We start from the raw sequence: 20,428 nt of genomic DNA, 5'->3' as shown, positions 1-20,428 counted from the left end.
AATTGACCATTAATTAAGGGGATTTCAAATATGGATAAAGTACTAGAATATTTAAAGCAACACCAAGAAGAGATCTTAGAGGATCTAAAAACACTTGTGCTAGCTGAGTCGCCTTCGCATTCGAAAGTACGGGTGGATCAATGTGGAGAAGTAATTCAACAGCTGTTTAAGAAGCATCTTGACATTGAGGCGGAAGTGATTCCCCAAGAGCATGCGGGGAATCACCTCCGGTTTAGTTATGGGAAAGGCGATGACCAAATCTTAATCATATGCCATTTTGACACTGTTTGTGAAGTAGGAAGACTTTCCTACCGAGTAGAAGGGAACAAGGCGTATGGACCAGGCATCCTAGATATGAAAGGAGGAATTATCCAAGCTCTTTGGGCGCTGAAAGCCTGCCGTGAGTTGGAGATTTCCTTAAACAAGAAAATCGTTTTCTTTTGCACTAGCGATGAAGAGATTGGAAGCAACACGTCTAGGGCATTGATCGAACAGGAAGCTTTAAAGAGCCAGGTTGTTCTCGTTCCGGAGCCGGCAGCGCCACATACAGGTGCACTTAAAACAGCCCGAAAAGGAGTTGGCAAGTTTTCAATCCAGATTAAAGGAAAAGCAGCGCATGCAGGGCAGGATCATCAGGATGGAATCAGCGCGATACAGGAAATGGCTCATCAGATTTTATTCTTGCACTCACTTACCGATTATGAGTTGGACACAACTCTAAATGTCGGTGTGGTACGAGGAGGAAGTGGCTTAAATGTGGTAGCAGAACAAGCGGAACTGAATGTGGATCTACGAATCAGCCAGTTCGGTGAGGGGGAGCGTGTTTCGAAAATCATTCATGGGCTAAAGCCGCATCTGGAAGGGATATCCTTACAGGTTGCAGGTGGAGTTGTCCGCCCGCCAATGGAAAGAACAGCTCAAAATGAAAAATTATTTGATCTGGCAAAAACATGTTCATCTGAATTAGGGTTTCACTTGACTGAGGAATCAGTGGGTGGGGGCAGTGATGGGAATTTCACTTCCGCATTAGGCATTCCAACGCTAGATGGGTTAGGTCCAGTGGGAGAAGGTAACCATGCCGAAAATGAGCATATTGAAATCAATCAACTTCCTGTTAGGGCTGCTCTGATTAACCACCTTCTTCGTAAGCTCTAATTTTAATAAATAAAAATGGAAGTGGCAATTTGATACTTGGATTTTTTCTACATAAGAAAATTGGTTCTGGTGCAAAAAATGTTGCAATACAACAAACTATTGATTTTACTTTGAAAGTCAATAGTTTACTAGGCAAAGAGCATGCAAAAGTTGAAATCTTCCTTAATGCAATCCATTCTTCAATGAGATTTGAAACAAAAAAATATTGAACGTATTTTTGATTTCCTTGACAAGGGAGATTGTTATAAGTAGGTTCCTTTATTTGAGTTATGTTAACTCGATTTGTATGAGATATACATATATTTAATATTACTTTTTATTTTACATGTTTCGTAAGTTAAAACTAAACAGATTCGATTTTTGAAGGAGAAACTAAGAATGTCTAAATACGATGAGTTATTTCAAGATTATGTTTTTGAACTAATCAAGGCTGTTATCGAAGAAAAAGAACGATTTGAAAGAATTCGTATGATAAATCAGTATAAATTTGAAAATAAGAAAGAGTTAGAAAAATGGATTCAAGAGATATTTGGACCTATCTCTAATCAAGGACGAATTATAGCTGTCTTTAGGGAATATTGGTTGAAATGTGAAGAATTAAATATGCTAGGTGAAGGGTACGCTAATCCGAGAAATTTTGTTACAGATTGGTTATCAGGAACGCACCAAGAACTGTATGAGATTATAAAATCTATGCCATATTATCCAATTGGGATTGATGAAGAAGGAAACTATTGTTAATTTCCGCTAACCAATTTATGTGAACTAGCAATTCTTCATGTGAGGTTTATATAACCTATCATTATTGGTAGTATCCAAAAAAATCTCACTTCGTATCTTTTTTCAGATCAGAAGTGAGATTTTTTGTTTTGGAGGCGACTTAATTTCTTAGCTTGATGGGCATGGGGCGGTACCCCACATCCATCAACTTAAGGTATATTTTTATGCAAAATGCGTTCTTTCCATATAGTTTTTTATTATCTTTTCTGGATTTTATAAAAGTTGGCATATCAAATAAACCCTGACGGTCTTCAATTTTTTTACTATGCCACCTGATGAGTAGAAGTGGTATACTCATATACAACACCCAAAATATCAAAGACTGTCTTTTTCTCATATCGATGAGATTTTCGTCTGTTGTGCTGTAGGAGGTTAAACAGACGAAGGAGAACCTTTGATAATTCTTGGGTGTTTTTGTGTAATGCTTGGTAAAAAAGTAAAAAATAATCCTTAATTATGTACATCGCTTTATATTCACTTAGCTCTTTCTGTTTCTTACGTAACAGGAGTTCTCGCATTTTAAACATAGTAGAAGAACATAATAGAATACTAATGAGTTGCCCATAAAGGTGACATTCTAAGCGTTCTTGTTTAATAGATTTACAACGATGAATTTGAAACCAAGATTTCCATATTTTAAATAACAGTTCAATTTGCCAACGCAGTGAATATAGATCATAAATTTTCTCTTTTGGTACCCATTCCGTAGGAATGTTTGTCATATATACCGTAATGCCTTGTAAAAGTTTTGTACGCTCTGTATATGTAATTCCTTTTTTCTTTTCGCGAATAGCTCGATCACGTAGGCGTTTCTGTTTTTGCTCCTCGGTACATCTATAAACCACAATGCGAGTAGGCAGTTTGTCTTTACTCCCCACATATACATCATGTAATTCATACACTTGGCCAGGTTGTAATTGTTTCATGATGTCTTCCAAATGAATTTGTATATATACCGGTCTCAATTGAGCGGGTTTTGTTTTAAATACGACTGTTTCGAATTCTTTTCTATATATTTTAGTTGGTAACTTAAGACGTGATAAATAATATCCTTGCTTATCTTGAATAGACTTAAAATCTTGTAGACGAAAATATCCTAAGTCACGAATATATAGTTCATTCTTTTGTGCCATGCCTGTTCGAGTCGCACTATATGCCTGATCACTTCGTTTTCTTGGTTCAATTTCCACATCAGAAAATTTTCCACTCAACAAGTCATACTCTAGTTGAATTTTCACACCAGCTGTATGACTACATCCTCCGGCACCAGGATAAGTAGTCGCGAATCGATCTGGAACTTGGAAGGTTGTAGAATCAAGGGCGAGAATCCGTTCAAAATAAGAAGAAAGAGAATGAGAAATCTTAGATACTCCTCCAATTTTAGCTTGTAGAAGTGTAGTAAATACAGTGTGAAAGAAGGCTACTGAAGCCGAATTAAATCGTCGATTAAGTCCCTCCGGACTTAATAAAATTCCTGTTGAAGTTTCTAATTGACTACAAAGTTGAGTAAGAGAGGTAGTAGCGATTTGTTGATTTAACCATACACACAAAGATAAGAAATGGTGCCCGTGGCACTTGTGTTTTCGTTTCATCCCGCCTGCTTCTATAGCTAATTGATTAAGTGTAGCGGGAGACATATATCGATATAGCTCCTCGGCAAATAAAGATAACCCTTGTTTTTGGTGCATATTCATAAAAAGCAGGTCACCCTTTCTCATTAACATAAGAAAATAGTAACGTGCTTTTAACTTCAAAAATAGTCTAAATCCTTAAGTTGATGGATGTGTGGCGAGACCCCTTCCTGTTCCAGATAAAAAGAAAATCGTTCTACTATATTCACATCCTCACTCCTTTCTATAAATTGTGTTGTATTAGGTACTAGTTGCATTTTAAAGATTTCATTAATATAAGATATAATGTAGATTTTAATTATTTAATGGAGGAGAAGCTATGGAACGAATCGATGTATACAAAAAGACATGAAAATAGGTAGTAATGCTACTTGGTTGTAAATCACTTCATGATAGATATTTAAAAACAAAGATGGATGATATAGTTTCTTTGAAAGTCCCTATTCTAAACAATTAGGCAGACTAAAAATTTTAGTCTGCCTAATTGTTTTTAAATGGATAATTTATATGTCTATTTATTATATCTTTGAAGAAATGCCGTAACCTTCTCTTTTGCAAACTGAGTACTCAAACTACCTGTGTTTATATCGAATCCATGGTCAACGCCTGGAAGAAGGTAGAATTCATGAGCTACATTTTTCACAGTCAGTTCTTTGTCTAACATTTCACCTTGTTCTACTGGAACTATACGATCACCTGTTCCTAATAATGTAATGGTCGGTGGTGTGTTGTCTTGAATATAATTGATAGGTGAAAGTAATTTATATCGTTCGGGAAACTGTGAAACAGTGCCTCCAATATACTCTTCCATAACACCGTGTACATAATTAGTGCTCGGATTATCATTATAAAACATTGTCATATCTGCTGGCCCATACATGTTAATGACAGAGTTAACATGTACTTCTGGAACATTAGTTGAGGCTGGTAACTGTTCTTCCCCCATACTATAAGCAGCCAACATAGCGAGATTCCCTCCTGCCGATTCCCCCATTACATTTATTTTATTCGGATCAATCTGATAGGTATCTGCATTCTGTAATACCCATCCTAGTGCTGATTTGATATCTGCTACTTCATCTTTCCATCCTGCTTGTGGGGGCATACGATATTGTACGTCAAAAACAGTGTATCCTAGGTCATTTAGCCATTGTTTCCAGTGTGAAGATTCCCCTTTATCACCCGATACCCATCCTCCTCCATGCACTAGTACAACAGCAGGCTTTAATTTGTTTTTTGAAGCCTCTTTGGCTGGCCACACATCCATCTTTAATTCAATACCATCCGTAGTTTTTCCATACACTACATTCTCCATGGGTTTTGTTGATATAGTTTGGCTGTTGAAAAAGTGGGAACTAAGAGAAACAGTGGCGTCTTTACTGTTAGCATAGCTCAACATACTAGTAAGTGGCTGTACAGTTAGAAAGATTAATAGTAGTGACAATGGTACTAAAATCACCTGTGCAATTTTGGCTTTTTTCCAAAAAGCTAGTATTAAAAGAACTATTATGAACAATGTTACAATTGATAGAGACACTGGAAATAACGCTGTGGCCCAAGCGAGTGAACTCATTAATTTATCCATATCACTTGGATTCAGAATATAGTACGATATTATGCCAATGATAGGGAATGCTACTAATGTTAGGATGGTCAAAATCCACTGTATAATGCCTCTAGGTATCCAAGATGTTGTATGTTTCATTTTTATTTAACCTCCATATTATTTAAAGTTTAAGTATAAAGTATTTTAATCTCATTTGCTATTTAAGGGGTCTCGCCGCATCGCTATCAAGCTAAGAAAAGCAAATACCCCCTAAACGGAAATTTTGTGTTTTTTATAGCACCGAAGTTCATTTTTATTGTTTTGGGGAAGAATGTATTTCTTAAGTTGATAGCGATGTATGGTGACCCCATATATAAAAAGCTAGTAAAATACGAAAAAAACAATGCAAGCGGTTGCAATAAATGATAATATCTAAACGTATACATATGTGTTTGTAATTACAAATATAGAATGAAATCCTTTGCCTTCATTCAAGTTTTTATTATTGGTAGTCTTAATTTTCAGAAAAGGAGAGAGCGTATGAAAAAATATTTAAAAGGCTGTAGTATTGCCACGTTATCTGTTTTTATATTGTTTGCTTTTTCAATTTTTCCAAGCCAAAGTTATGCAGCTGTAAACGGGCAATCAATGAACGGAAATTACAAAGCATATATTATGGCACCGCTAAAGAAAATACCGGATATGATGACATGGGAGACGTTTGAAAATGATTTACGTTGGGCAAAACAAAACGGTTTCTCTGCCATTACTGTTGATTTTTGGTGGGGAGATATGGAGAAGAATGGAGATCAACAATTTGATTTTTCTTATGCGCAGCGCTTTGCACAATCTGTAAGAAAGGCTGGTATGAAAATGATTCCGATTATTTCAACGCATCAATGCGGCGGTAATGTTGGAGATGATTGTAATGTACCACTTCCTTCTTGGATATGGAATCAAAAATCAGATGATAGTTTGTATTTTAAATCGGAAACAGGAACGATTAATAAAGAAACATTAAATCCGCTAGCTTCAGATGTAATTCGAAAGCAGTACGGTGAACTATATAATGCTTTTGCAGAGGCGATGGCGTCGTATAAAGATGTCATTTCGAAGATTTATTTATCGGGCGGTCCGGCTGGAGAAACACGTTACCCATCTTATACGTCGGCCGATGGATCAGGTTACCCGTCTAGAGGAAAGTTTCAAGCTTATACGGAATTTGCGAAAGAGCAATTTTGTTCTTGGGCATTGCAAAAATATGGATCTTTAGCAGGAATAAACAAAGCTTGGGGGACAAACTTAATTTCTATGTCACAAGTACTTCCTCCATCTGATGGAAATCAATTTTTGACAATCGGCTATCAAACAAAGTACGGTGAAGATTTCTTAAAGTGGTATGAAGGTGTGTTAGAAGAGCATACAAAATTGATAGGTGAATTAGCGCATTCTGCATTTGATAATACGTTCCACGTACCAATTGGAGCAAAAGTTGCCGGTGTTCATTGGCAATACAACAATCCAAATCTTCCGCACAGCGCTGAAAAGCCAGCGGGATATAATGATTATAGTAGTTTGTTAGACGCTTTTAAGAGTGCAAAATTAGATTTAACATTTACCTGCTTAGAAATGTCAGATAAGGGAACATATCCAGAATATTCAATGCCAAAATCACTTGTACAACAAGTAGCTAAGCTTGCGAATGAAAAAGGGATTGTCCTAAATGGCGAAAATGCGTTAAGCATAGGAAGCGACAATGAATATAAGAAAGCAGCTGAAATGGCTTTTAATTATAACTTTGCGGGATTCACACTGCTTCGTTATCAAGATGTTATGTACAATAATACATTGATGGCGCAGTTCAAAGATACTTTAGGAGTTACTCCTACTTCGCAAACAATCGTTGTAAAAAATGCACCAACAACTACTGGAGATACAGTGTATATTGTTGGAGATCGTGCTGAATTAGGGCAATGGGATACAACGCTATATCCTATTAAGTTATCGTACAACTCTACTTATGGGGATTGGAGAGGCACAGTTTACTTACCAGCTGAGCGAAATGTTCAATTCAAAGCGTTTATTAAGCGCCAAGATGGAACGATTAAAGCATGGCAGCCAAATCAGCAATATTGGAAGCCAATTCCGGCGAATTCTACTGTGTATACGGATTTGTGGTAGTTTCATTGCTAAAAAAAAGCTTTTAATTTTTGTTGAAGTAAACAGTGATAAAGAGCAAACGATTCTGGGGCAAAAAATCTATAAAACTTCGACATACTGATATTATCAATCTACAAAAGGTCGTGATCAGTATGAAAGTTCTGTTGCAAAGTTTGAAAAAACATAAATCCGTTTACAACATGTGGTTATAGTTTAACCCGTTTTAAATAATTGCTGTAATTCATTGTACGTCGAAAAAGAGAAGTCTGGAATGTGACTTCTCTTTTGTTTGTATATAGCATGAATCGTTTCGATTCCTTTCAAGGTACGTGAAGCATGAAGAAGATTTTGAAATTCTGCGGATTTGGAAAAACGTCGCTTGATATGTCGGTTCTGGTGCAAATATATGCAAAAGAACATGGATGATAGTAGATTCCTAACGAAATCGTATTTTATGCTATAAGTCCAAACACTCGGTGGACGAACTCTTTCTGATTTTGGACAGACTGATTCTGTAAATCAATTTGCCCCTTTTTTATCATATGCATGGCTTCTACACCACTCAATATAGAAGTTGCTGTTTTATATGACTTAACCCCCAACATAGAACGCACACGTTTCTTGATAAAACGATGATCTTGTTCCACTATATTATTAAGATATCTAACTTGTCTTAGTTGTACGCCTTCGGGCATATGGTTCTCTTCTTTCAACTCTTGTATCGCTACAGGGTAGGCAGGGTTCTTATCTACCGTTATCACACGAGGTTTAGAAACATACGAAAAAGCCAAAGCTTTCTTGAAAAAGCACTTGGTTGCTTGTTTATCTCTTGATTTACTAAGATAAAAATCAATGGTATTTCCTCTGGAATCTACAGCACGATATAAATACATCCATTGACCTTTTACTTTGATATAGGTTTCATCAACTCTCCATGAGTCATTTGTTGATTTAAGATGATATCTTACTTTCTCTTCTAATTGAGGCCCATATTGATGAACCCAACGCATAATGGTTGTGTGAGCGATTGATATTCCTCGTTCTTCTATCATTTCCACCAGGTTACGAAAGCTTAAATTGTACCGCAGGTACCATCTTACTGTTAATAAGATTAGTTCAGGCTGATAGTGTTTCCACTTGAATAAGTTTTGCTTTTTCATACTAATCACGTCCTTTTTTAAAGTACTAGTATCAGTATGTCCAAGTTTCAGAGATTCGTTACATGAGCCTTATAGTTTTTGCACCAGAACCAGAGAGCCTATCTACATAAAAAAGATTGGATATTTGCCAACCTTTTGGTATAAGGGGTTTAATGACAGCTTGTTATTACAATTCTTTTTTGGGCAAAAACACCCAAGATAAGAAATAGTGCCTATGGTATTTCCGCTTCATGCCGCCTGCTTCTATAGCTAATTGATTAAGTGTAGCGGGAGACATATATCGATATAGCTCCTCGGCAAATAAAGATAACTCTTGTTTTTGGTGCATATTCATAAAAAGCAGGTCACCCTTTCTCATTAACATAAGAAAATAGTAACGTGCTTTTAACTTCAAAAATAGTCTAAATCCTTAAGTTGATGGATGTGGGGCGGTACCCCATCGCTATCAAGCTAAGGTTATGTAAAATCAATTTCAGGTGAAAAAATCCCTATGTTCTAATGACTAATTGTATATTATTTAAAGAATTGCATACGAAATAAACCCTAATGGGTTTTGCTTTTTTAAAATTAAGCTGCATGAGTATGAGACATGGAATAATTGTATACGATGCCTAAAATATCAAAGACTGTTTTTTTCTCATACCTATGGGATTTTCGCCCGTTTTGCTGTAGGAGATTGAACAAGCGAATTAGAATCCTTGATAGTTCTTGAGTGCCTTTCTGTATAGCTTGGAAAAGAAGAAGAAAGTAATCTTTAATCATATATATGGCCTTATATTCACTCAGTTCTCGTTTCTTTTTCATAAGAAGTAATTGCCGCATTTGAAACATGGTAGAAGAACAGAGTAGAATGGCAATCAGTTGCCCATACAAATGGCATTCCAATCGTTCTCGTTTTATCTTTTTACAATGGTGAATATGAAAGAATGATTTCCAAGTTTTAAATATAATCTCGATTTGCCAACGTAAAGAATACCAATCATGTACTTGTCCCATCGGGACAATATCTGTAGGGATATTTGTCATATATACATTGATACCGCTAAGTCGTTTACTACGAGCAGAATACTTCATTCCTTTCTTTTTTTCTCTTACAGTTTGATCTTGTAATCGTTTTTGTTGTTGTTCTTTTGTTAGTCGATGAACAATCACACGAGTTGGGACTTTATCAGTCATTCCTACATAAGCGTTGGATATTTCACATGTTTGTCCTGGTTGAAGAGAGTTCATTACAACCTCCACATCTATCTGGATATACTCTGTACCTTTCTTGATTCTGCCATCTTGAAAATAATCAGGATTAGGATTTTTTTGATAAATACGTGTATTCGATTTGATACGTGAGAGATAATAAGCCTTTTTATCTTGTATGTGTTGAAGATCTTTCAAATGAAAATACCCTAAATCTCGGATACATAAATCATTCGCTGTCACAGTTGGAACACACAGGGAACCGTAGGTTCGATCATGTTGTTTCCCTGGACCTGTATGAATATGAAGAAACTGTCCACTTAATAAATCATACTCAAGCTGAATCTTTACTCCCGCTGTATGGCTGCATCCTCCTGCACCTGGATAAACGGATGAAAAAGGATCTGGAAGTTGAAATGCCGTTGAATCTAAAATACGAATACGCTTGAAAACAGAAGTATATGGTGAAGAAATGGGCATAGATGAGGTCAATTTTTTGTTTAATAGTTCGGCTAGTAGGTGTTGTAAAAGTTGGACGGCCGCCTTATTAAATCGTTGATTCAGTCCCTGAGGACTGATAAGTACTGCTGTTGATGCTTCTAAACAGCTAGATAATTGAGTTAAAGAAGTCATAGCTACATTTTGGCTCACCCATACACATAAAGCTATTAAATCTTTTGCTTGGTACTTACTGGTTCGTTATACGAAACCAACATCTCTAGCAAGATTCCGTAAGGTATTTGGAGATAAAAAACTTTGAATCTCTTGAGCAAATAGTTGTAATTCATCAGACACAGAAACAGACATAAAAACAGACATAAAAACGCCATCCTTTCCTATGATTTTACAGAAAGAATAGCGTATTTGTTCTTTTTATGGATACATTTTTTTAGCTCTATGGCGATGTGGTGTTACCTCAAATATAATTATTTTATTTGAAGGTCTCTTTTAAATTTTTTTCAAATCTTTTCATAGGTTGATATACAAGGACGTGTAGTGATAAACCTATCACTGCAGTAATGTTTAAAATAATACTTATAATCATTAAAGACCATTCTATAACTGGAGAAAAGTATCCGTTCGTACTTAATGTAGAAGAACTTACACCTAGTATTAAAATTACTATTAGTAAAGGTAAGTTTTTAACCAATTTGAATCCCCCCTTTAAACACAATATCTTTATATTATTATATCATACACTAGGTTATGTAATTAATATAAGATAGTTATCTATGGGAATTTAACATATTTTTTCGTTTTGGGGGTAACCTATTTTTTAGCTTGATAGCGATGGGGCGTTACCCCACATCCATCAACTTAAGGATTTAGACTATTCTTGAAGTTAAAAGCACGTTACTATTCTCTTATGTTAATGAGAAAGGGTGACGTGCTTTTTATGAATATTCATCAAAAACAAGAGTTGTCTTTATTTGCTGAAGAGTTATATCGATATATGTCTCCCGCTACACTTAATCAATTAGCTATAGAAGCAGGCGGAATGAAACGAAAACGCAAGTGCCATGGGCACCATTTTTTATCTTTGTGTGTCTGGTTAAATCAACAAATCGCTACTACCTCTCTTACTCAACTTTGTAGTCAATTAGAAACTTCAACAGGAGTTTTATTAAGTCCTGAGGGACTTAATCGGCGATTTAACTCGGCTTCTGTATCCTTCTTTCGAACTGTATTTACTACACTTCTACAAGCGAAAATTGGAGGATTATCTAAGATTTCTCATGCTCTTTCTGCTCACTTTGAGCGTATTCTTATCCTTGACTCTACAACATTTCAAGTGCCGGATCGATTTGCATCTACTTATCCTGGTGCCGGAGGATGTAGTCATAGAGCTGGTGTAAAAATTCAACTAGAGTATGACCTGTTGAGTGGAGAATTTTCTGATGTGAAAATTGAACCAGGGAAACGAAGTGATCAAGCGTATGGTGCGACTCGAACAGATATGGCACAAAAGAATGAACTATATATTCGTGATCTAGGATATTTTCGTTTACAAGACTTTAAGTCTATTCAAGATAGGCAAGGATACTATTTATCACGTCTTAAGTTACCAACTAAGATATATAGAAAAGAGTTCGAAACAGTCGTATTTAAAACAAAACCCGCTCAACTGAGGCCGGTATATATACAAATTCATTTGGAAGAAATCATGAACCAGTTACAACCTGGCCAAGTGTATGAATTACATGATGTATATGTAGGGAGCAAAGACAAATTACCTACTCGCATTGTGGTTTATAAATGTACGGAGGAGCAAAAACAAAAACGCCTACGTGATCGAGCTATTCGTGAAAAGAAAAAAGGAATTACATATACAGAGCGTACGAAACTTCTACAAGGAATTACGGTATATATGACAAACATTCCTACGGAATGGGTACCAAAAGAGAAAATCTATGATTTATACTCACTACGTTGGCAAATAGAACTGTTATTTAAGATATGGAAATCCTGGTTTCAAATTCATCGTTGTAAATCTATTAAACAAGAGCGATTAGAATGTCATCTTTATGGACAACTCATTAGCATCCTATTATGTTCTTCTACAATGTTTAAAATGAGAGAACTCCTGTTGCGTAAGAAACAGAAAGAGCTAAGTGAATATAAAGCGATGTACATAATTAAAGATTATTTTTCACTTTTTCACCAAGCATTACACAAAAACACCCAAGAGCTATCAAAGGTTCTCCTTCGTCTGTTTAACCTCCTACAGCACAACGGACGAAAATCTCATCGATACGAGAAAAAGACAGTCTTTGATATTTTGGGTGTTGTGTATGAGTATACCACTTCTACTCATCAGATAGCATAGTAAAAAAATTGAAGCCCATCAGGGTTTATTTGATATGCCTACTTTTATAAAATCTATAAAAGATAATAAAAAACTATATGGAAAGACCGTATTGTGTATAAAAATATACCTTAAGTTGATGGATGTGGGGCGTTACCCCTTAATATAATATTTATGAATCCTCATTATAAAGGTGTTTACTCTCGAAAACATAACAGCCGTACCTTCTCGTTTGAGAAATACGGCTGTTTCCTTTTAATAGATCAATACAAAAGGTAGTGATTACTTAGCTATGTAAATGCGCCTCCCAATTTGTCGATTAACTAACTTAAATAAGTAATTGAATAATTCTCTTGTGTATGGAAATTTTAAGAAAGATATCGATGGTGTATTTTCTTCTTGGCATTTTGCAGACGAATGATTTTAACTTCCGAAAATCGTTATTTATTCAAAACCATTAGGTGGGAAGGTATATAAAAATTTGCTATCAAGGACTCATTAACTTTAAGGTCCAAATATAGAAAATCTACTTTTTATAAAAAACATAAACCGTTCGATAAATGGGGTAGTATGATGAAGAAACTTCGTATGATAAAGCGTTTTAAAAAAGATATTCAGAAACTTGAGAGTGCAAATATGCTGCTCCAAAATGATCAAGATTGTGAACTTAAACAGAGTGTATCTGCGAATGAAGAAGTTTTGAAACAAGTTTTTGAAAATTGTTCCGATATTGTTTTTCGTCCAATTATAATAAATGGTCAAACTAAAATTCTTTTTATTTATATAGACGGATTAACGGACACTAAGATTGTGGAACAGGTTGTTTTGAAACCAATGATGTTCGAAGGTATGCCTGATGGATTAAAGGGTTTGGATTCAGTAGGAGAAATCATCCAAAATCAGCTTATTGCTGTTTCTCAAGTAAAGACGGTTTCTAAACTTCGTGAGGTTATAGAGGGAGTATTGAAAGCTAATATTGTCATTTTAACAGATGGAGAGAGTCAAGCCCTGATTGCGGATTTAAAAGGGTTTGAAAAACGTAGTATTGAAGAACCTGCTGCCGAAATCTCTGTTCGCGGTCCTCGGGACGGTTTTACAGAAACGTTAAGAGTCAATACGAGCCTTATTCGCCGAAGAATTCGGAGCCAAAAACTAAAAATGGAACCCTATTCGATTGGGGAATTATCACAGACAGATGTGGTGATTACCTACATTGAGGGCATTGCTCCAGATTCCATTTTGGAAGAAGTTCGACAAAGGATACAGCGAATTCAAATTGATGGGGTACTGGAGTCCGCTTTCATTGAAGAGTTTATCGAGGATCAACCTTTTTCTCCCTTTCCGCAAATTCAGAACACCGAGCGTCCAGATGCGGTGTGTGCAAGTCTTTTAGAAGGGAAAGTCGCTATTTTAGTGGATAACACCCCCTTCGTTTTAATCGTTCCTATGACATTCTGGACAGGTCTGCAAGCAGCGGAGGATTATTATGAACGCTCGATTTACACAACCTTTATTCGATGGATACGTTTAGTATTAATCAACATTTCATTATTTCTTCCTTCTCTCTATGTCGCTATTACAACCTTTCATCCGAAATTAATCCCAACAAATTTGCTTATTAGTATTGCAGCTGCGAGAGAAGGCGTTCCTTTCCCGGCTGTCATAGAAGCGCTAATGATGGAATTTATATTTGAAGGTTTGAGGGAAGCGGGCGTTCGGTTACCAAAACCTATTGGATCAGCAGTTAGCATTGTGGGAGCACTTGTTATCGGACAAGCTGCGGTGCAAGCAGGTATTGTTTCGGCACCTTTGGTCATTGTTGTTGCGACAACCGGTATTGCGTCGTTTGCGTTCCCGCGCTACAACTTAGGAACCGCTTACCGGATGTTACGCTTTCCGATGCTGTTATTGGCGGGGATGCTTGGGCTATATGGTATTGCAATAAGCACTCTTGCGATTTTGATTCATGTAACTAACATTCGTTCTTTTGGCATTCCGTATTTAAGTCCGGTTGCGCCTCAGACTCCGAGTGATTTAAAGGATGTTTTACTCCGAACACCTCGTTGGAACATGACGCACCGTCCTATAATGGTATCTGGTGAAGAAAAAGTCCGTTTTCCAGATGGACAAAAGCCAGGTGCGAAACGGGGAGGGGAACCAGAATGAGCCTGTACAAGGCATTTTGTATGATATTGGTCATTTCTTTATTTTTCTTGACGGGCTGCTGGGATCGTACGGAGTTAAATGATCTGGCAATTGAATTAGGATGGGGACTTGATCAAGCGAAGAATAATAAGGTTGAAATTAGCGCTCAGTTTATCATCCCATCAAAAATGGGAATGGGACAGAGCGGAAGAAGTAATGCAGGAAAAGCGGTTTTTATAGAATCCGGAACTGGAAGGGATACACATGAAGCTGTACAAATGATGCAAACAAAAATGTCGAGAGAAATCTTTCGAGGGCACCAGCGTGTAATATTGATTGGAGAAAAAATGGCTAAAAATGGTCTCACGCCAGTTTTAGATGCATATAGCCGCGATCCGGATATTCGATTACGAGCAGGTGCGTTTGTAATAAAGGGGAATACTGCAAAAGAGTTTCTGAAGGCATCCATCCCTTTAGAGGCTATCCCAGCACTTGGGGCACTTAAAGAGCATATGCAAATAGAGGCATTGGGAGATACGTCTTTATTAAATTTTCTTATTGTTGGTACGAGTGATGGAATCACCCCAATTTTGCCTGCTATTAAGCTAAATACGTCTAATAAAAAAGGTAAAACCGAGGTCAAAGGGTTTCAAATTGTAGGGGGTGCAATATTTAATAACGATTTTAAATTGGTAGGATACTTAAATATGCAGGAATGGTTAACCACTCTTTGGGTAGTGAATCGTTTAAGTAAACAGACGATTACAGCAACTGCCTCTAAAGGGAATGGTAATGCGAGTTTATATATGACAAAAATCAAAAGAAAAATCATACCTACTATTCAAGGGGACACAATTAAGTGTGACATTGTTTTTTCAGGTGAAGGAACGATTCAGGAGAATAATACGAATTTAGATCTTTCGCAGCCAAAAAATCTTACTCTTTTAGAACATGTATTGGAAAAACAATCCGAAAAACAAGCTCTCCAAACTATTAAAAAGGTTCAAAAACAATATGGAACCGATATCTTTGGATTGGGTGAAACCATTCATCAAAAATATCCATCTGAATGGAAAGGGCTAAAAAAGAATTGGAGTAAACAGTTTCGAAAAGTGCGGGTTTCTGTTCATACAAAGCTTACTATTCGGCGAGTAGGACTGACTGGACCATCGTTGCAGTTGAAGAAAAATGAAATAAAAAAATAAGGAGGAATATAGAGTGTGAGAAATTCGATGAAAATCTCTGGCAGACAAATCTTTTGGATGATGTTCACATTTGAAGTGGGACAATCACTCCTTCTAGTTATTCCAGCGACGATTCGCACTGCCAAACAAGATGCATGGATCTCGCTCTTGATTGCAGGGGGTGTAGGGATTGCTCTTACTTTTTTGGCAACCACACTTGGTTCCCTTTATCCAAAGCAAACTTTGATTGAATTTAGTCAAACCATTCTTGGTAAATGGTTAGGGAAGCTACTGCTGATTCCGTACTTCTTTGGATGGTACATGATAATTTGGATAACCGTCCGTGAATTTGGTGAGTTCATTATTATCGCTTTGTTTCATAATACACCTTTGTGGGTTATTGTCTTTACTGCGATGTTATTGCTCATTTTTATCATTTACCAAGGTGGAGTGGAAGGTATTGGGCGCCTAAGTGAAATTATAGGGCCAATGGTACTTTTAATGATAACGTTTGTAATCCTTTTAAATGTTGGCAATATGAATTGGGATTATATGCGCCCTATTTATCACGATTCTGGATGGCTTCCTATCCTTAAAGGCTCCTATACCCCTGTAGCCGCATTTTTTGGAGAGGCTGTCATGATGACAATGTTCGTTTTCTTTATGGATAAACCAGAACAAGCGTCATCACGGGCGATGTGGGGAGTAGGACTGGCCGTTTTCATGGTAACGATTGGAACATTAGCGGTCATTTTAACATTTGGTCCGAATTTGCCTTCAAGCTTTTTGTATCCGGTTTACGATTTGAGCCGGTACATATCCGTCATGGAGTTCATTCAAAATGTGGATATTTTGATTGTTATTATTTGGTTTTTTAGTATTTTTGTTAAACTGGCGTTATACATGTTTCTAGCTTGTTATGGAACAGCACAAATGTTTCATTTGAAGGATTGGCGAAAAGTAGCTTGGGTTCTTGCTCCAATTTCGTTTATCTTAGCTGTATCGGTTAAAAATATTCAGACATTTACCCATTATTACTACATATTTTTCGTAATTCCAATTGCATTTCCCGTCTATGAGCTAGGGATTCCCTTATTGTTATTGGTGGTTGGCAAAATCCGAAGAAAATATGCATAAATCCAAATGTTATTGAGTTTTAATTAAATTGTTTTATAAAAACTCAAGTTCATTCCAAAAGAAAAGAACCCATTTGAATTAATCTTAAACAGCTCCCTGTCAAGTAGACAGTGGAAATAATAGCGGCTTGAACCCTGTATTCCGATGAGCTTAAGTCGTTTAATCTTTCTTGAAAACGTTCGTTATTGTAAAATTTTATAGTACCCCCAGAACGAAATTTTGTGCTAACTTGTAACAAAAAAGCTCATTTTTTCGTTTTGGGGTTAATTCTGAACTCTTAAGTTGATGGGCATGTAGCCGTAACCCTATATAGAAGAAACTTATTCGAAATGGAAAAGTGGAGAAACAACAGCTATCATGTTTATGCAAATGTTGGAGCTAAAGAAAAACACGTTTTATAAAATAATGAAGGAATATAAGGAAATAAAGTAGCATCTCTACTATGAAAAATCCTACTTTTTCTATACTTGTAAGAATCTTTGATTTTTTGCATCAGAATAGTATTATGTATATCGAAAAAAATAAAAGACAACTCCAATTAAGAGTTGTCTTTTTGTGCAATAAAATTCCCAAAATATGAAGATATACAAACGAATATAATACGTTATAGTTGATATTATAACAAAAATAAATAGGATTGCGAATAAAAAGAATATTATATTTTTTTGGTATAGTTAAAATTCTCTTAAAATAAACCTTTTATAAAGGTTTATTTTAAATATGATTATTGTATTTGAGGGGCTCCTTATAAATCTTAGCTATATATTTTACAAAATCAATGACGGGATAGTGTATGAGTGAACGATGCTGCGCAAAACTGACCCCTTCTTTTTCCATTTCTGAAATAATTTGTTCGATTTCCAACTCTTTTTGTTGTATTCTATTATAATTTTGATATACAATGTTTTTCCATTTATAAGAAGAACCGTGAAAATAACCTTCTCCTTTTACCATATGGCTGAATATTATTTCTATTTTTTCTCTGCGTTGTTTTTCCTTCATATGCGCTTCCGTTGACTCCATGTTTATCGCCTCTTTCCTTTGTGTGATATACTGTTTCACAAAATTCGGTCTAACTTAGCCGATGTATATTAATCTTGTTGGGAATTGTCGTTTAAGGCTATCTCATCAACTGTATTTGTTTTTCAAGCGCTAAATGGATTTTACATCTAAATAAGTTGATAGTGTGTATAAAATACTATCAATCTTTATTATAAAACGATTCTTTATAGGCTTGCACCTTTTTACACTCACCAAGATTTAAAACATGACGAGTATCTTCATCCATGAATGTTATCCTCAGTATCCCTTTTTATATGAAAAAATTATATAAAAAAATAGCGCTCTTAAAGAATTTTGTTACAAATTTATTATGTTTGACTTTAAAAAAGGAACGTAATATTTATTTGTAGAAAATTTTAAGAGTAAATATAGAATGACTATTTATATGATAAGAAAAGGGGGCACTTATATGCTAACAAATGATTTAGATTTCCGATTAGAACCACGTTTAAAAGAACTGTATGAACAACATAAAATAAGAGCACAGAAGATAGACTGGGGTTATCATGAGTTTTTACCATGGGATAAGGGAATGGACTTTAAAAGAGTTCCTTGGGATGAAAGTCAAGTTACTCTTCCATCTGGTGTAATTACAGCCATTGAAACAGCTTTATTAACAGAAGTGAATTTACCATGGTTTACAACGTATTTATCTGCGACTTTTAAAGGCTCCCTTTCTGTTATTACGGACTTTATTCATACTTGGACCTCAGAAGAGGATCAACATTCGAATCTATTGGAGACATATTTGCTACTCACTCGAAGTGTGAATCCTAAACGAATACATGAATTAAGAAAATCAGTCGTTGAGGGTGGATTTGAGCCTGATTTTCATACACCTATCGAAGCCATGACGTATACGACGCTACAAGAACTTGCAACGATGGTGTTTTACAATAATGTAGCTAAGGTTGCAAGTAAGCATGATCCAGATCTTGCTACATTATTACGCCGTCTCGCCAAAGATGAGACTCTTCATTATGCGTTTTATCGAGACGTAATTCGAACACATTTGGAATTAGAACCTAATTATTGCTACCATATTGCCAATGTGATTAAGAATTTTAAAATGCCAGGTGCCGTCATGCCTGATTTTGAAAATAGAATGGCTGTGATTGCAAAAGAAGCAAACTATGGACCACTACAATATTTTGATCAAGTACTTGATGTAGTGGTTGAGTATTGGGGGTTAAAAGACTTACGACCAATTGCCCCTCTAGCAGAAAAAGCAAGAATTGAGATTTTGGAGTACCATATAAGATTGAAAAAAATACGGGATCGATTTGGCCGGTTTCAAGGGAAAACTGATCTACGTTAATGAGTATGGATTTCAGAATATAAGCGGGGAAATTCCCTTACCTTTATGGGAAATCTGACACAATCCCTATTGTTTTGGGGGTGTTTTTTACTTAATTTAATTTTCGTTAAAAAAGTTATTGACGGTAAAAAAGATTTTATGATATTATAAAATATTTGATAAAAAATAACATATGTGTTAAGCTTGAGAAGGTTACCACATATGGAGGTGGATTATATGTTTCAAATTGGCGATAACATTGTTTATCCAATGCACGGAGCAGGTATAATTGAAGCCATAGAAGAAAAAGAGTTCTCAGGGAAAAAGCAATTGTATTATGTAATAAAAATGTCAATTAGTAATATGCAAGTCATGATTCCTACGGGTAAAATATTGAGTTCGAATATACGCCCAGTTATTGATATACTTGCATTAACGCACATTATACAAATTTTTCAGCATGGAGAATCAGATGAATTACTGCCGTGGAAACAAAGGCATAAAGTAAACACGGATAAAATAAAAACGGGTGAAATACAAGAAGGTGCTGAAGTTATACGTGATTTAATCCGTATGAAGAAGGAAAAAGCACTGAATACAAGCGAAAAAAAATTGTTGGATGATGCATATAAATTTTTGGTCAGTGAGCTAGAATTAATTAAAGGAATCACTGAAAAACAAATAAAAAGTTTCTGTTAAGATTGATTATAAATAATGTATGACATCCCCCAGGAATATCCTGAATTTTCTGGGTATATGATGGTTATTAAAAGTAAATTATTTCAAAGACATTCAACTTCTTCAACTCACTTTTAGAGTAGGAACCTCTTTTGTTATCACTTCAATCTAATCCATTTTTATTTTTAAATTTCTTTTACGAACGTTCGAAGTTTCATTAAATAACTCGATTAAATAGTCACTTGATTTTTGCAATCCTGATTCACACTGGCACGGACAAGGAGCCGTAAGGATGAAAGAGAGGTAGGGCTTTCATTGTTTTAGGTAATATACTATCTAAGTCATTATTTCTAGAAGAAAAAACAATCAATCTCACCGCTATCTTTAAGAGTTGCTTACATCTACTGAGACAGTGAATAGTAATTGTTTATCTTCTTTACGTAAAATTGATAAACAGACTGGTAACACCATATGGTCAACTACAAAAAAATGGTTT

Annotated in this window: 15 protein-coding genes and 4 pseudogenes; 11 read left to right on the top strand and 8 right to left on the bottom strand. The window is 35.7% G+C overall.

The features are described 5' to 3' along the window. Window positions 1-30: 30 nt before the first annotated feature. The 3 genes from MHH42_RS29995 (at window position 31) to MHH42_RS29985 (ending at window position 1,896) form a co-directional block, all read left to right on the top strand. Entirely contained in the window at window positions 31-1,155 is a 1,125-nt protein-coding gene (locus tag MHH42_RS29995; RefSeq protein ID WP_070172737.1) for a M20 family metallopeptidase, read from the top strand. A 29-nt stretch (window positions 1,156-1,184) separates the two neighbouring features. Further along, window positions 1,185-1,364, top strand: a complete 180-nt coding sequence (locus tag MHH42_RS29990; protein ID WP_098624234.1) for a hypothetical protein — start codon at window positions 1,185-1,187, stop codon at window positions 1,362-1,364. 169 nt (window positions 1,365-1,533) lie between these two features. Then, complete coding sequence (locus tag MHH42_RS29985; RefSeq protein ID WP_016090806.1) at window positions 1,534-1,896, top strand: hypothetical protein; 363 nt, start codon at window positions 1,534-1,536, stop codon at window positions 1,894-1,896. Between the two features lie 302 nt (window positions 1,897-2,198). On the opposite strand, the gene MHH42_RS29980 is transcribed toward MHH42_RS29985, so the two are convergent. Continuing rightward, the gene (locus MHH42_RS29980; RefSeq protein ID WP_340895227.1) at window positions 2,199-3,629 is read right to left on the bottom strand and encodes an IS4 family transposase; all 1,431 of its coding nucleotides are present in this window, start codon (window positions 3,627-3,629) and stop codon (window positions 2,199-2,201) included. Between the two features lie 448 nt (window positions 3,630-4,077). Beyond that, a complete protein-coding gene (locus MHH42_RS29975; protein WP_340895225.1) occupies window positions 4,078-5,271 on the bottom strand; it encodes an alpha/beta hydrolase in 1,194 nt (397 codons plus the stop codon). Between the two features lie 381 nt (window positions 5,272-5,652). On the opposite strand from MHH42_RS29975, the gene MHH42_RS29970 reads away from it, so the two are divergent. Beyond that, a complete protein-coding gene (locus MHH42_RS29970) occupies window positions 5,653-7,293 on the top strand; it encodes a family 14 glycosylhydrolase (RefSeq protein ID WP_098835635.1) in 1,641 nt (546 codons plus the stop codon). Between the two features lie 192 nt (window positions 7,294-7,485). On the opposite strand, the pseudogene MHH42_RS29965 reads toward MHH42_RS29970, so the two are convergent. The 5 genes and pseudogenes from MHH42_RS29965 to MHH42_RS29945 form a co-directional block, all read right to left on the bottom strand. Continuing rightward, window positions 7,486-7,662: pseudogene (locus MHH42_RS29965) on the bottom strand (IS6 family transposase); the annotation flags it as partial. Window positions 7,663-7,724: 62 nt separating this feature from the next. After that, a complete protein-coding gene (locus MHH42_RS29960; protein ID WP_340895222.1) occupies window positions 7,725-8,432 on the bottom strand; it encodes an IS6 family transposase in 708 nt (235 codons plus the stop codon). A gap of 196 nt (window positions 8,433-8,628) precedes the next feature. Then, window positions 8,629-8,766, bottom strand: a pseudogene (locus tag MHH42_RS29955) (IS4 family transposase); the annotation flags it as partial. Between the two features lie 233 nt (window positions 8,767-8,999). Continuing rightward, window positions 9,000-10,430 (bottom strand): annotated as a pseudogene (locus MHH42_RS29950) (IS4 family transposase). 124 nt (window positions 10,431-10,554) lie between these two features. Continuing rightward, window positions 10,555-10,773, bottom strand: coding sequence for a hypothetical protein (locus MHH42_RS29945; RefSeq protein WP_000240392.1), 219 nt, complete (start codon window positions 10,771-10,773; stop codon window positions 10,555-10,557). A gap of 246 nt (window positions 10,774-11,019) precedes the next feature. Here MHH42_RS29945 and MHH42_RS29940 point away from each other — a divergent pair, with 246 nt between their 5' ends. The 5 genes and pseudogenes from MHH42_RS29940 to MHH42_RS29920 form a co-directional block, all read left to right on the top strand. Further along, on the top strand, window positions 11,020-12,450 hold the full coding sequence (locus MHH42_RS29940; RefSeq protein WP_139138377.1) for an IS4 family transposase: 1,431 nt from the start codon (window positions 11,020-11,022) through the stop codon (window positions 12,448-12,450). 549 nt (window positions 12,451-12,999) lie between these two features. After that, window positions 13,000-14,595 (top strand): spore germination protein, encoded by a 1,596-nt coding sequence (locus tag MHH42_RS29935; protein WP_098835639.1) that lies wholly within the window; start codon window positions 13,000-13,002, stop codon window positions 14,593-14,595. Then, on the top strand, window positions 14,592-15,779 hold the full coding sequence (locus tag MHH42_RS29930) for a Ger(x)C family spore germination protein (RefSeq protein WP_340895219.1): 1,188 nt from the start codon (window positions 14,592-14,594) through the stop codon (window positions 15,777-15,779). Before MHH42_RS29935 ends, MHH42_RS29930 begins: the two co-directional genes overlap by 4 nt. A 27-nt stretch (window positions 15,780-15,806) precedes the next feature. Then, a complete protein-coding gene (locus tag MHH42_RS29925) occupies window positions 15,807-16,895 on the top strand; it encodes a GerAB/ArcD/ProY family transporter (RefSeq protein ID WP_033659354.1) in 1,089 nt (362 codons plus the stop codon). A gap of 309 nt (window positions 16,896-17,204) precedes the next feature. Further along, window positions 17,205-17,327: pseudogene (locus MHH42_RS29920) on the top strand (recombinase family protein); the annotation flags it as partial. A gap of 282 nt (window positions 17,328-17,609) precedes the next feature. Here MHH42_RS29920 and MHH42_RS29915 read toward each other — a convergent pair. Next, complete coding sequence (locus tag MHH42_RS29915) at window positions 17,610-17,918, bottom strand: hypothetical protein (RefSeq protein ID WP_000446158.1); 309 nt, start codon at window positions 17,916-17,918, stop codon at window positions 17,610-17,612. Between the two features lie 448 nt (window positions 17,919-18,366). On the opposite strand from MHH42_RS29915, the gene MHH42_RS29910 reads away from it, so the two are divergent. Together MHH42_RS29910 and MHH42_RS29905 are read left to right on the top strand one after the other, a co-directional pair. Continuing rightward, complete coding sequence (locus tag MHH42_RS29910) at window positions 18,367-19,275, top strand: acyl-ACP desaturase (RefSeq protein ID WP_016090800.1); 909 nt, start codon at window positions 18,367-18,369, stop codon at window positions 19,273-19,275. A 216-nt stretch (window positions 19,276-19,491) separates the two neighbouring features. Further along, window positions 19,492-19,953: a CarD family transcriptional regulator gene (locus MHH42_RS29905; RefSeq protein WP_000486300.1), complete on the top strand. Its 462-nt coding sequence runs from the start codon at window positions 19,492-19,494 to the stop codon at window positions 19,951-19,953. The last annotated feature ends 475 nt before the right edge of the window (window positions 19,954-20,428 follow it).

Source organism: Bacillus sp. FSL L8-0099, assembly GCF_038006385.1.
Classification (GTDB): Bacteria; Bacillota; Bacilli; order Bacillales; family Bacillaceae_G; genus Bacillus_A; species Bacillus_A toyonensis.
This window is presented reverse-complemented; position numbering and strand designations above follow the sequence as displayed.